The following is a 13,874-nucleotide window of genomic DNA, read 5'->3' on the forward strand; positions in this document are numbered from 1 at the left end:
CTGAAGGCGTCCGTGAGAGGCCGAAGATGTAACCGAGGAAGCTACCGGTTTGCGATCCTGACGTTGACCGTCGCAGGCAGGCCGGCGGTCAGGGTGGGTCGTCGCTCTGCAGCAAGCGGATCGTCAATTCGCTTCCGGGAGGTGCTGTTCGACGAGGACCGAAAAGCCGCTTCGCCTGTTCGCCTGTCGCTGAAAATACCATCGATCACCGTGTCGGCGACGCACGGCTCCTGACCAGATCATCGACCACCGACGGGTCTGCCAGGGTCGACGTATCGCCCAGCGACCCTAGGTCGTTCTCGGCGATCTTGCGCAGGATCCGCCGCATGATCTTGCCCGACCGGGTCTTCGGCAGCCCCGGCGCCCACTGGATCGCATCGGGCGCGGCGATGGGCCCGATCTCCTTTCTGACATGGGCGACCAGCGCCTTCTTCAGATCGTCGTGCGGCTCGACGCCCGCGTTCAGCGTCACATAGGCGTAGATGCCCTGACCCTTGATGTCGTGGGGGAAGCCGACCACGGCCGCCTCGGCCACGTCTTCGTGCAGGACCAGCGCCGACTCGACCTCGGCCGTGCCCATCCGGTGGCCCGAGACGTTGATGACGTCGTCCACCCGGCCCGTGATCCAGTAATAGCCGTCCTCGTCGCGGCGGCAGCCGTCGCCGGTGAAATACTTGCCGGGATAGGCGCTGAAATAGGTGTCGAAGAACCGCTGGTGATCGCCCCAGACGGTGCGCATCTGGCCCGGCCAGCTGTCGGTGATGCACAGGTTGCCCGAGGCCGCGCCGTCGAGCACGGCGCCCTCCGCATCGACCAGCTCCAGCTCCACGCCCGGTAGCGGCCTGGTCGCCGAGCCCGGCTTCAGGTCCGTCGCGCCGGGCAGGGGAGCGATCAGGGCCCCGCCCGTCTCGGTCTGCCACCAAGTGTCGATGATCGGCAGCCGGCCGTCGCCGACCACCTCGTGATACCAGCGCCAGGCCTCCGGGTTGATCGGCTCCCCGACCGTGCCGAGCACCCGCAGCGACTTGCGGCTCGACGCCTGCACCGGCGCGTCCCCGTCGCGCATGAGGGCCCGCAGGGCGGTGGGGGCGGTGTAGAAGATCTCGACCTTGTGTTTGTCCACCACCTGCCAGAAGCGGCGGTTGTCCGGATAGTTGGGCACGCCCTCGAACATCAGGGTCGTCGCCGCATTCGCCAAGGCGCCGTAGACGACGTAGCTGTGCCCCGTGACCCAACCCACGTCGGCCGTGCACCAGAAGACCTCGCCGGGCCGATAATCGAACACCAGCTCATGCGTCCACGACACCCAGAACAGATAGCCGCCGGTAGTGTGCAGCACCCCCTTGGGCTTGCCCGTCGAGCCCGAGGTGTAGAGGATGAACAGCGGGTCCTCGGCGTTCATCGGCTCGCACGGACAGTCGTCCGACACGCCGGCCACCGCCTCCTCGAACCGCACGTCGCGACCCTCGACGATCGGCACGTCCGCGCCGGTGTGGGCGATGACCAGAACCTTGTCGACCGCCACCCTGGTCAGGGCCTCGTCGACATTGGCCTTCAGCGGGATCTTCTTCCCCGCCCGCAGCCCTTCGTCGGCCGTGATGACGATCTTCGAACCGCAGTCCTCGATCCGCCCGGCGATGCTGTCAGGCGAGAACCCGCCGAACACGACCGAATGAACGGCCCCGATGCGCGCACAGGCCAGCATGGCCACCGCCGCCGCCGGGATCATCGGCAGATAGATCGTCACCCGGTCGCCCTTCACGACGCCGAGGTCCTTTAGCACATTGGCCATGCGGCAAACCTGGCGGTGCAGTTCCGCATAGGTGATGGCGCCCGAGACCGACGGATCGTCGCCCTCGAACAGGATCGCCGTCTGATCCGCCCGTTCGGCCAGGTGACGGTCGATGCAGTTGTACGCGACGTTCAGAACCCCGTCGGCGAACCAGCGGATGCGGAAGTCGTCCCTGGCGAACGACACGTCCTTGATGACGCTCGGCGCCGTGATCCAGTCCAGCCGCTTCGCCTGTTCGGCCCAATAGGCGTCCGGCGTCTCGCGCGCCGCGATCCGCGCGGCCTCATAGCCGGCGGCGTCCATCCGGGCGCGCGCGGCCCATTCGGCGGACACGGGGTACAGGTCAGGATCAGTCAAATCGTGTCGGCCTTCAGCGTCAGAAACCGTACTTCACAAAGATCTGCAGACGGGTCAGCTCACCCGAGGCGCCCGATTCCAGTTCCCGCTCGCCGAACATCAGCTCAGCCCCGACATCCAGTGCGGGCAGGGGAGTCCAGATCAGGTTGCCGCGCAGGCTGCTGGCCGATTTGTTGGTGGCCAGGCCGATGAGCGACCGGTCGTTGTCGACGTCCTGGAACGACCAGGTCAGGTTCGAACGCCACTGTGGCGTCCAGATGTGCCGATAGCTGGCGAAGCCGGCGATCAGGCCGATCGCTTCCAACTCGCCGGACGCATCCAGCACGGCGTCGTTGGCGAAGTTCAGGCCGACGTAGCGGCCGATGCCCTCCCCACCGGACAGCATGACCCGCAGGTCGTCCTTCTCCCCCACCTTGACCTTGGCGGCGGCGGACAGGCCCCAGCCCAGGGTCGAAGAATCGATCGCGCCCGCGCCGGTGGTCTCATAGGCGAGCTGGCGCACGATGCCCGCCAGCGACGCCTCGCCCCACGGCCGCGTCAGGACATAGCGGGCCGTGACGTCGGGAAGGCTGTTGTCGTCGGCGATGATCCGCGTCGCGGCGAGGTTGGGCGTGACCGTGGTCTCGGGGTTCTCGATCGAGATCGAGAAGGGGCCGCGGGTGTAACGGGCCTGGACCTGGCGGGCGAAGACGGTGCCTTCGCTGGGGCCGATGTAGTCGGCGGTGTCCGGCAGGACGGAGAGGTTCTGGAAGTTGGTCCACTCCTGGCCGAACAGCCAGTTGTCCACGGTGATGAAGGCGCGACGCAGGGACAGGGTGGACGGGCTGGTGGTGCGCTGGTCGCCCGTGCCCGGAAGAACCTGGAAATCCATCTCGACCCGGGTGGCGACCTTGCGGCCGCCCAGCATGCCGTCGGTGGCGAGCCAGAACCGCGTCTGGCGCGCGTTGAAGTCGGTCGCCGTGCTCTCGTCCGCGCCGCCGACCGGGATCGCGCCAGGCAGATAGAAATCGCGCAGAAGGTCGCCGTTCGCCGGGTCGCCGCCGTCGTAGCTCGAGGTCATGAAGTCGGCCTTCACGAAGCCGCCGAACTTGACGGTGTTGTTGCCGATCCGGAAGCCGTCGGCGGGGGCCGGTGGCGGCGCGGGCGGGGCGGCCGCGACCTGCTCGATGCGGATGATATCCCGGCTGACCGCTTCCTGCTGCGCCACCTGCTGAGTGCGTGAGGCGACAATCTCGGACCTCAGCTCGGCCAGCTGGGCCTCCAGAAGGGCGATCCGGGCTTCCAGCGTCCGGGCATCCTGGGCGAAGGCGATGGCAGGCGACGTGAGCAAGGCAAGGGCCGCGCTGGCGCCCATCAGGGTCCGTCTGATCATGGTGTCCTCCCGGGTTCGTCTGATGCGATCCTCCGAAGACACTCTCTTGGACCTTGCCCCTGCGCGACCATTAGCCAAAGGTCTAGTTTCGACCAAAGTCGAGGGGTGTCACAGTACCGCGCCGAAGGAGAAGCGCCGCATGGACCGCATCATCGTGGCCGATGATCATCCCCTGTTCCGCGCCGCTCTCGGTTCGGCAATCGCGCGAGCCGCCCCCGGCGCTGCGGTAGAGGAAACGCCCAGTCTGGCCGGTGCACGCGAAGCTCTCGGCCGGGGGCCGGTCGATCTGTTGCTGCTGGATTTGCGCCTGTCGGACAGCGAGGGCTTCGCCGGGCTGGCGGGTGTCCGCAGCGACTTTCCCGCCGTCCCCGTGGTCGTGGTCTCGGCCAGCGAGGACGGGGCCACGATAGCCCGGGCCCTGGCCTTCGGCGCGGCAGGCTTCATCCCAAAATCGGCGACCCTGGCAGAGATGGTGGAAGCGCTGACGGCGATCCTGGCGGGAGACACCTGGGCGCCGGTCATCCCTGAAACGCCGGAAGGCGACCCTATCGAGCAGAGGATCGCCACCTTGACGCCGTCGCAGCTGAAGATCCTGATCGGCCTGCAGCAGGGGCGGCTGAACAAGCAGATCGCTTTCGACCTGGGGGTCACGGAGGCGACGATCAAGGCGCATCTGACCGGCGTGTTTCGCAAACTGGGGGTTCAGAACCGCACCCAGGCGGTCATCGTCGCCCGCGCCCTGTCGCTGGAGACCTGATCCTATCGGTCCTGTGTCTGCCGCCGGGACAGGAAGGCCTTCAGCGTCGCGGGTTTGACCGGCTTGGGCATCACGGCGGCCCCACAGGCGGCGGCGCGCGCAGGGATCGTTTCGTCGGTGTCCGCGGTGATCAGGGCGAGATGGGTCAACCCTCGGGCCCGCAGAGCGGTGATCAAAGCCAGACCATCCGGGCCGTCGCCCAGATGCAGATCGATCAGGGCGGCGTCGAACGGTCCGGACAGCGCCAGCGCCGTCCCGGCGTCAGGCGCCGTGACCGGCGTCAGTCCCCAGCGGCCCAGCAGAGCCTCCAGGCCCTGAAGAATGGCCGGCTCGTTGTCGACACAGAGCACACGCAGCCCCGTCATGGCGGTGCGCGGCCGATCGATGGCGCCCGGCGCATGCGTTTCCGACGGCCCCGGCTGCGCGCGGGGCGTGGCGACGGTGAAACAGGCGCCCTGGCCCGGTCGCGACCACAGGCCCAGCGGATGCTCCAGCAGGTCCGCGACCCTGCGGACGATGGCCAGACCCAGCCCCGCGCCGACGTCGTCGCCGCCACGACCGGGCAGCCGGGTGAACTCGGTGAAGATCAGCTCCTGCTTGTCTGCGGGTATGCCCCGGCCGGTGTCGCGAATCTCGATGCGAACGTCGGGCCCCGCACGGCGGACGCCGACCAGCACCCTGCCCTTATCGGTGTAGCGCAGGGCGTTGCCGATCAGGTTCTGCAACAGCGAGCGAAGCAGGTCGCGGTCCGACGCCACCCAGGCGCTGGAGCCGACGATGCGCAGGTCCAGCCCCTTGGCGGCGGCGACAGGCGTGAACTCGCGCCGCAGATCGATGAACAGGCTTTCAATCGACAGAGGGACCACCGTCGGCCGCACGCCGCCGGCTTCCAGCCGCGACAGGTTCAGCAAGGCCATCAGCAGGCCGTGGGCGCTTTCGATCGACCGGTCTGCATTGTCGGCCAGGGTCCGCGCCCCGGTGTCGCCGCTCGCTGTCGGTTCGTCCTTGAGGGCGGCGATGAACAGGCGCGCGGCGTGCAGGGGCTGCAGCAGGTCGTGGCTGGCGGCGGCCAGGAACCGGGTCTTGGAGGCGACCGCGTCCTCCGCCGTCTGCAGCGCCTCGTTCAGGCGTTCGGTGCGGTCGGCGACGCGCGCCTCGAGCTGTTCGTTGGCCTCTTCCAGCGCCTGGGCGGCACGGCGCAGTTCGGTGATGTCGGTGTAGGAGGTGACGTAACCACCGCCGGACATGGGCGCGCCGGTCGACTTCAGGATCCGGCCGTTGGGCTGGGCGCGCTCGTGGTCATGGGGTTCGCGGCGGCGAAGGGCGTCCAGCCGTCGCTCGACCCAGGCCTCCATGTCGGCGGTTCCGACCTCCCCGCGCTCGGCGTTCAGGCGATAGACGGCGGCGACGGGCTGACCGACGTGGACGAAGCCGGCCGGCAGGTCGAACAGGTCCACATAGCGGGCGTTCCAGGCGATCAGCCGCAGGTCTTCGTCGACCACGCTGACGCCTTGGTCGATATTGTCCAGGGTCGCCTGCAGCAGCTCGCGATTGAACTGCACCGCCTGGGACGCCTCGTCGAGCATCCGCACGACGTCCTCCGGCGCGCGCCCGCCGCCGGCCAAGGCGGCAGAGATGACGCGTCGGGCCGAGGACGCCCCGACCGCCCCCGCCAGCATCCGCTCGGCCGCCCGTGCCAGGCCGGCGTCGGCCGGGTCGCTGTCACGGAAGACCCGACCGGTCTCTCGCGCGAAAGCATCGAACGCGCGGTTCGCCCCTGCGTCGCCGACGAACCGGGCGACCAGGGTCCGCAGGTCACCGATCGAGGCTCCGGACGGCGCCGTGCTCTGTTCGCGCCAGTCCTGGCTGACCCGGTCGACGAAGGCGCGGGCCTGGACCCGATCAATCAGGCGGGGTCGCACGGCGCGCGAGACCAGAACAAAGACCAGGGTGTTGGCCGCCAGGCTGAACAGAACGCCGAACGGCAGGGGATCGGACAGGCCGAGGGGAGCGATCGGACCCGACCCCAATGCAGGGCCGATCTGTGGCAGGGCGAGGAAGATCAGCCAGATTACGGAACCCACGACGAGGCCCGCGAAGGCGCCGGTCGCATGGCCGCCCCGCCAGAGCACGGCGCCGAACAGGGCCGGGGCCAATTGCGCCAGCGCGGCAAAGGAGGTCAGGCCGATCGAGGCCAGACCGGAAGACCGGTCGCTGGCCTGGAAGTACAGCCAGGCCAGGAACAGGATCACGCAGATGACGATACGGCGAACCTGGAGAATGACGTCGGCCATGTCGGAGGCCGCTTCCCGCGCGGCCCAGCGGTCGCGGGCGAGCAGCGGCAGGATCAGACTGTTGGACGCCATGGCCGACAGCGCCACGGTCTCGACGATGACCATGGCGGTCGCCGCCGAGAAGCCGCCAAGGAAGACGACGGCCGTCAGGGCTCGCGCGCCGTGCTGGAACGGCAGATCGAGGACGAACAGGTCCGGATTGCCCACTCCGGCGAACAATCGACCGGCCGCCACGATCGGAAGAACGGCCAGGCTGGTGAGCAGGAGGTAGGTCGGGAAGGCCCAGCGGGCGCGGCGGATGTCGGCCGGCGCCGCCGCCTCCACGAAGCCGACATGGAACTGTCGCGGCAGGCAGAAGACGGCCAGGGTCGCCAGCAGGGTGATGGCGATGAAGCGGGCGTCGATCACCGGAGGCGCGGCGAGGTCGCCCAGTGCCCCGACGAGCGCTCCTCGATCCCGCAGGCCCAGCAGCAGGGCGGCGGCGAAGACGGCGACGGCGACCAGGGCCGCCAGCTTGATCACCGACTCCAGGGCCACCGCGCGGATCAGGCCCCGGTTGTGCTCGGTCAGATCCGGCCGTCGCGCGCCGAACAGGATGGTGAACCCCGCCAGCACCGCGGCCATGACGCTGACGGTCAGGCCTTCCGATCCCGCCACGGGCGTGCCGGCGGTCAGCAGTTGCCAGGCCATGGACAGGGAGGTCAGCTGCAGCGCGATGTAGGGCAACGACCCGACGATGGCGACGCAGGCGACCAGGGCCCCCAGCGACTGGCTCTTGCCGTAACGCGAGGAGATGAAGTCGGCGATGGAGCCGATGTTCTCGCGCTTGGCAGCCGCCGCGATCCGCCGCCAGATCGGAAACAGCACGACCAGTCCGATGGCCGGTCCCAGATAGATCGGCAAATACTCCCAGCCGTCGCGCGCCGCCGTGCCGACCGCGCCGTAGTAGGTCCAGGAGGTGCAGTAGATCGCCAGGCTGAGGGCATAGGCCCAAGGCGACAGCCGGGAGTGACCGGTGGTCCGGTGGCGGACCCGCTCGCTGCGCCAGGCGACGGCGAACAGCAGCGCCATATAGGCGCCGACCAGCGTCAGGATCAGCGGCGCGAACATATCCGTCATCTAGATCGCTCCGCGGCGGTGTGCGCAAAGGAAAAGGGCGGGGCGACCGTGTCCGGTGGCCCCGCCCTCCGCTCTCGGCCCGAAGCAGGATCAGGCGTTGAGGTCGACGTCCTTGCCTTCCTTGACCAGCAGGAAGCCCAGCACGACCGTCGCGAGAGCGACGATGATCGGGTACCAGAGGCCGTAGAAGATGTTCCCCGTCGCCGCGACCATGGCGAAGGCCGTGGTCGGCAGGAAGCCGCCGAACCAGCCGTTGCCGATATGATAGGGCAGCGACATCGAGGTGTAGCGGATGTTGGTCGGGAACATCTCGACCAGGGCGGCGGCGATCGGGCCGTACACCATGGTCACATAGAAGCCGAGGATGAACAGGATCAGCACGACCATGGGCTTGTCGACCTGGTCGCTGTCGGCCTTGGCGGGATAGCCCGCGGTGGCCAGGGCCGCGCCCAGCCCGGCTTCCCAGGTCTTGCGTTCCGCGGCGAACTCGGCGGCGGGCAGGACGTCGCCCCGGAAGCTGGGGATCACGACGCTGTCGCCGATGCGGACCTCGGCCACGGTCCCGGCCGGAGCCGCGAGATTGGTATAGTTGATCCCCGCCTTGGCGACATAGGATTTGGCCACGTCGCACGACTGGTTGAACACCGTCTTCCCGACCGGATCGAACTGGACGTTACAGTCGGCCGGATCAGCATAGATGGTCACCGGCTGAGAGGCCGTCGCCTGGGCCAGGGCCGGGTTGGCGGCCTGGGTGAGGAGGTTGAACAGCGGGAAATAGGTGATCGCCGCGATCAGACAGCCGGCCAGGATGATCGGCTTGCGCCCCACCTTGTCCGACAGCCAGCCCCAGAAGACGAAGAACGGAGAGGCCAGTAGCAGGGCCACCGCCAGCAGGATGTACACCAGGGTGGCGTCGACCTTCATCACCCGTTCCAGGAAGAACAGGGCGTAGAACTGGCCGGTGTACCAGATGACGGCCTGGCCGGCGGTCAGACCCACCAGGGCGATGATCACCAGCTTCAGGTTGGGCCACTTCATGAAGGAGTCCTTCAGGGGGGTGGGCGAACCCTTGCCCTCGGCCTTCATCTGCTTGAACGACGGGCTTTCGGCCAGTTTCAGGCGGATCCATAGCGACACGCCCAAGAGCAGGATCGAGACCAGGAAGGGAATCCTCCAGCCCCATTCGGTGAAGGCTTCCTCGCCGACCGTCAGGCGGACGCCAAGGATGACCAGCAGGCTGAGCACCAGCCCGGCCGTGGCCGTGATCTGGATGAAGGAGGTGTAGAACCCGCGTTTGCCCCTCGGCGCGTGTTCGGCGACATAGGTGGCGGCCCCTCCGTATTCCCCACCCAGGGCCAGGCCCTGGATCAGGCGCATGGCGACGAGAATGATCGGCGCCGCAATGCCGATGGCGGCATAGGAGGGCAGCAGGCCGACGATGAAGGTCGACAGACCCATGAGCATCATCGTCACCAGGAAGGTGTTCTTGCGTCCCCACAGGTCGCCGAGACGGCCGAAGAAGACCGCGCCGAACGGGCGGACCGCGAAACCGGCGGCGAAGGCCATCAGGGCGAATATATAGCCGGTGGTTTCATTCACGCCCGAGAAGAACTGGGCTGTGATGATCGCTGCGAGCGAGCCGTACAGATAGAAGTCGTACCACTCGATCACGGTGCCCACCGAGGACGCCAGGATGACGAGCCGGTCGTTCTTGTCGATCGTGTGGTCCGGTCCAGCCGGCGCGCCGATGGCGCTGTCTGTCATTTGGTAACCTCCCAAGCTCGCCGTTTTTCGGCTGTTTTGCACGTGCGTCGCCGAAGGCGGACGTCACGACAACTGTGTCAGCCGGTCGCGGCCTTGGAGAGAGCGACTTTGGTCGAAAGCGCCGGAGGCGCGTCAAGGAGACTACGGCGCGTCGATGTCCGCTTTCGGCCCCCGCCCGTATGTCTGCTGCTGGTGCAAAGCAGCCTGGACAATGAACGAGGGCATTCGCAGCGTTGCACAATCACGCGCGGTTTCGCGGACCCATGCACGGCGGACGCCTTAGCATGTCTCCGGATCGCCGTGCCTGAACTCGCACCCACTCTCACAAGTCCGAGCGATCTATGATGGAAACCACATAATTATCAATTACTTGATACTGGCGTGTATGACTTGGAAACTCTTGACCCAAGTCATGCCGGTTCGAGCCCGGTCGCCCGCACCACCTGATCATTGTTCTGCGGCGCCGTTCGCTGTCGCACCAGCGGGGTTATCTCAAGGCCTCAGTCGCCTCTTCAGGCCAGTAGAGCCGCATCGGATTGGCGGCCAGCAGCCGGTGCTGCAGATCTGCCGTGACAGCGATGCGCGGGATGACATCGACCAGATGGCCGTCGTCGGGGATGGCGTCCTGCATGTTCGGATGGGGCCAGTCGGTGCCCCACAGGACGCGGTCGGGGTAGCGTTCGACCAAGGGCCGGACGACCTCTACGAAATCATCCCAGGGGTCGCCCTGGGCCGAAAGGCGATCGGGGCAGGTCACCTTGGTCCAGATATCGTCGCGGCTGTCGAGCAGGGCCCTGAAGGCGGTGATCTCGGGGCCGTCCGGGCCCTGGGACATCGACGGGCGGCCCATGTGGTCGATGACGATGGGCGTCGGAATGGCGTCGAGGAAGGCCAGCATCTCGTCCAGGATGTCGGCCTCGAAATAGATGACGACATGCCAGCCCAGATCCTGGATTCGCTTGGCGACCTCGATGAACCTGTCCTTGGGCGCGTCATCCACCAGACGCTTCAGGAAGTTGAAGCGGACGCCACGAATGCCGCCTGCGTGCAGGGCTTTCAGCGCATCCGTGGTGATGTCGGGATCGACCACGGCGACGCCCCGCGCCAGGCCGTTCGACTTGGCGATGGCGTTCAGGGTCGCGGCGTTGTCCGTGCCGTGGCAGCTGGCCTGGACGATGACGTTGCGGGTGAAGCCGAGGTGGTCGCGCAGGGCGAACAGCATCTCCGGCCCGGCGTCCTCGGGCAGGTATTTGGCCTTGGCGCTGAAGGGGAAATCGGCCATCGGGCCGAACACATGGCAATGGGCGTCCACCGCACCGGGCGGCGGCGTATAGGTGGGCTTGGACGGCGCGGCGTGCCAGCTGACGATGCGGTCATTCATGCGAAGACGGTCCCATCCATCAGCTTGCGGGCGGTGCGGAGCATGGCGGCGCGGATCACCGCGCCGGTTTCGTCCTGTTCCAGGACGCAGGTCGTTTCGCCCGTGGGGTGTTCGACCGAGAGGGTCTTGCGGCGGCCCTCTGGAATGGTGGCGACCTCGGCGGCGGGCGAGCCCTCGATCAGGCAGGCGGTGGCGACGCTGACGGCGCCCAGCACGCCGATCGAGGCATGGGCCCGTTTGGGGATGAAGCTACGGACTGTCACCGCGCCCCCGTTCCGGGGGGGCGCGACCAGCATCATCTTGGGCACCGATTTGTCGGTGACGTCGCCCAGGTTCATCATAGGCCCGACGATCAGTCGGATGGCTTCGATCCGGGCCTTCAGCGTTTCGTCGGCGTCGAGATACTCGCGGGTTTCATAGCCGGTCGCCCCGACGTCCTCGGCCTTGAACACGACGCAGGGCATGCCGTTGTCGATCAGGGTGACGCGGACACCGTTGACCTCGTCGACGGCGTTTCCGGTGGGAAGCAGGGCGCCGCAGCTGGATCCGGCGGTGTCGCGGAACTCCAACGGGACAGGCGCGGCGGTCCCCGGCACGCCGTCGATGCGGGCGTCTCCGGCATAGGTCACGCCGCCGCCGGGAGTCTGCACCGAGGCCACGGCGATCTGGCCGGTGTTCACCATGAAAATGGTGACAGGGGTCTCGTCGCCGGCCGCGGTGACCAGGCCGCGCTCAATGGCGAACGGGCCGACGCCGGCGAGGATGTTGCCGCAGTTCTGCTGCTCGGTGACGACCGCCCGATCGACGAAGACCTGCAGGAACAGATAGTCCACATCGGCGCCGTCGCGGTCTGATCTGCAGACGACCGCAACCTTGGAAGTCAGCGGGTCGGCCCCGCCCATGCCGTCGATCTGGCGCGGGTCGGGGGAGCCCATGCTGCGAAGCAGGAAGGCGTCACGTTCGGCGGTGTCAGCGGGCAGGTCGTCGGCCAGAAAATAGCCGCCCTTCGACGTGCCCCCGCGCATCCACATCACGCGCGCGCTGGCTTGTTGGGCTATCGCTCGGGGCGCGGCCCCTCGCTGCTTGAGCCCGTCGTCAGACATACTTCAGGCCCATCTGCTCCAGCTTGCCGCGCATGTCGTAGAGGTCGAGACCGAGTTCCCCGGCTGCGAGACGCGTGCGTTTGGACTCCTCCAGAGCCTCGCGGGCCTGAGCCTTTTGAAGGACGTCCGCCGCCTCGGCGCGGGGGACGACGCAGACGCCGTCATCATCGGCGACGACCACGTCGCCCGGATTCACCACCGCTCCGGCGCAGACGATCGGCACGTTCACCGACCCCAGCGTCGCCTTGATCGTCCCCTGGGCATGGACCGCTCTGGACCAGATGGGGAAGTTCATCCGGGTCAGGTCGCGGACGTCGCGGACGCCTGCGTCGATGATCAGCCCCCGGCATTTCCGCGCCTGGGCCGAGGTCGCCAGCAGGTCGCCGAAATAGCCGTCCGAACAGGGGCTGGTCGGGGCCAGCACCATGACGTCGCCCTCTTTCAGCTGTTCGATGGCGACGTGGATCATCCAGTTGTCGCCGGGGGGCGCCGAGATGGTCACCGCCGATCCCGCGATCCGGGCGCCGGCGTAGATCGGCCGCATGTGCGGGGCCAGCAGACCAGTCCGCCCCTGCGCCTCATGCACAGTCGCGACGCCGCAGGCGGCCAGGCCGTCGATGACCGACAGCGCCGGGCGCTCGATATTCTGAACGACGATGCCCGCCATGGAAGTCCTCAGCCTGTTGCATCCATGTGATGCGAGCCGCGACCGACGATGGCCAATGGGAAAGCTGTCCGACCCATTAGTCTGTGCTAAGTCCGGTGCGTGAACCCCTTCGAACTGAATGTCCGCCATCTGCGCGCGGTGGCCGCCGTGGTCGAAACCGGCAGCATCAGCGCGGCGGCGCGGGTGGTCAACCTGACCCAGCCCGCGATCACGCAAGGGATCGCCAAGCTGGAACGCCAGATCGGCCTGTCGCTGTTCCAGCGGGGCCCCGCCGGCATGGCGCCGACCGCGGCGGCGATGGTGCTGGCGCCGCGCGTGACGGCGGCGCTCCGGCTGATGGAGGCGCGCCATGCCACAGCGGCCCAGATCAGCGCCTTTCTGGCCCTGGCGGCTGGCGGCGGCTACGCCGCGGCGTCGGCGCGGACGGGTCTGTCGGAGCCGTCGCTGCACCGGGCGGTCGGCGATCTGTCGCTGACGATCGGCCATCCCCTGGTCGAGCGTCGCGGCCGGGGTGTCGCCCTGACGACGCGCGGCGCGGTGGTCGCCCGGCGCTTCCGGCTGGGCGAAGCGGAGCTGAAATCGGCGATGTCGGAACTCGCCCTGCTGGAGGGGCGGGAGGTCGGGCGGATCACAGTGGGCGCCATGCCGCTGTCGCGGGCGAGGCTGCTGCCGGCCGCCGTGACAGCCTTTCACGTCCTGCACCCGGAGATCGACATCGCGATCATCGAGGGCTCCCATGCCGAACTGGTGGGACCGCTGCGCGACGGCGAACTGGATCTGATGGTCGGAGCCCTACGGCCCTCGACGAGCGACGCGGAGATCGTCCAGACGCCGCTGTTCGAGGATCGACCCGTCATCCTCGCCCGGGCCGGTCACCCGCTGGCTGGGATAAAGACCGCGATATCGCCGCGCCAGATGCTGGCCTATCCGTGGATCACCCCAGCGCCCGGCGCCCCTCTACGCACCCAGTGGCAGGCGATGTTCGAGGCTGTGGGCGCGGTCGCGCCGTCCGTGCCGATCGAGTGCGGGTCGGTTATCATGATCCGCCAGATGCTGTTGCAGAGCGACTTCCTGACCCTGTTGTCGCCAGACCAGGTGGCCGTCGAACTGGAGGCTGGATGGCTGACCAAGGTCGCCGATGCGCCGGGCGACGTCAGCCGGACCATCGGGGTCACGACGCGGTCGGACTGGCGACCGACGGTCCTGCAACGTCGCTTCCTGGATGTGCTGGGCGAGCAGGCCGCAATCATCGCTGAAGACGGATAGTT

9 protein-coding genes are annotated in these 13,874 nt (G+C 67.8%); 2 read left to right on the plus strand and 7 right to left on the minus strand.

Going from position 1 to position 13,874, the window contains the following annotated elements; all coding sequences use genetic code 11:
• Positions 1 to 205: 205 nt before the first annotated feature.
• Complete coding sequence (gene acs, locus ACQY68_RS06005) at positions 206 to 2,095, minus strand: acetate--CoA ligase (protein WP_428152599.1); 1,890 nt, start codon at positions 2,093 to 2,095, stop codon at positions 206 to 208.
• Between the two features lie 73 nt (positions 2,096 to 2,168).
• A complete protein-coding gene (locus ACQY68_RS06010) occupies positions 2,169 to 3,521 on the minus strand; it encodes a DcaP family trimeric outer membrane transporter (RefSeq protein ID WP_428152142.1) in 1,353 nt (450 codons plus the stop codon).
• Positions 3,522 to 3,660: 139 nt separating this feature from the next.
• On the opposite strand from ACQY68_RS06010, the gene ACQY68_RS06015 reads away from it, so the two are divergent.
• Positions 3,661 to 4,278, plus strand: coding sequence for a DNA-binding response regulator (locus tag ACQY68_RS06015; protein ID WP_428152143.1), 618 nt, complete (start codon positions 3,661 to 3,663; stop codon positions 4,276 to 4,278).
• A 2-nt stretch (positions 4,279 to 4,280) separates the two neighbouring features.
• On the opposite strand, the gene ACQY68_RS06020 is transcribed toward ACQY68_RS06015, so the two are convergent.
• The 5 genes from ACQY68_RS06020 to ligK form a co-directional block, all read right to left on the minus strand.
• Positions 4,281 to 7,691 carry a hybrid sensor histidine kinase/response regulator gene (locus ACQY68_RS06020; RefSeq protein ID WP_428152144.1) on the minus strand — a complete coding sequence of 1,137 codons (3,411 nt, stop codon included), beginning with the start codon at positions 7,689 to 7,691 and terminating at the stop codon, positions 4,281 to 4,283.
• A gap of 90 nt (positions 7,692 to 7,781) precedes the next feature.
• Complete coding sequence (locus ACQY68_RS06025) at positions 7,782 to 9,455, minus strand: MFS transporter (protein WP_428152145.1); 1,674 nt, start codon at positions 9,453 to 9,455, stop codon at positions 7,782 to 7,784.
• A 487-nt stretch (positions 9,456 to 9,942) separates the two neighbouring features.
• Positions 9,943 to 10,836 (minus strand): amidohydrolase family protein, encoded by an 894-nt coding sequence (locus ACQY68_RS06030; RefSeq protein WP_428152146.1) that lies wholly within the window; start codon positions 10,834 to 10,836, stop codon positions 9,943 to 9,945.
• Complete coding sequence (locus tag ACQY68_RS06035) at positions 10,833 to 11,861, minus strand: 4-oxalomesaconate tautomerase (RefSeq protein WP_428152147.1); 1,029 nt, start codon at positions 11,859 to 11,861, stop codon at positions 10,833 to 10,835. Before ACQY68_RS06035 ends, ACQY68_RS06030 begins: the two co-directional genes overlap by 4 nt.
• Before the next feature lie 70 nt (positions 11,862 to 11,931).
• Positions 11,932 to 12,606: a 4-carboxy-4-hydroxy-2-oxoadipate aldolase/oxaloacetate decarboxylase gene (ligK, locus tag ACQY68_RS06040; RefSeq protein ID WP_428152148.1), complete on the minus strand. Its 675-nt coding sequence runs from the start codon at positions 12,604 to 12,606 to the stop codon at positions 11,932 to 11,934.
• A 99-nt stretch (positions 12,607 to 12,705) separates the two neighbouring features.
• Between ligK and ACQY68_RS06045 the strand changes: the two genes are divergently transcribed.
• Complete coding sequence (locus ACQY68_RS06045) at positions 12,706 to 13,872, plus strand: LysR family transcriptional regulator (protein WP_428152149.1); 1,167 nt, start codon at positions 12,706 to 12,708, stop codon at positions 13,870 to 13,872.
• Positions 13,873 to 13,874 lie beyond the last annotated feature (2 nt).

This window comes from Brevundimonas sp., from assembly GCF_965278935.1.
Taxonomy (GTDB): domain Bacteria; phylum Pseudomonadota; class Alphaproteobacteria; order Caulobacterales; family Caulobacteraceae; genus Brevundimonas.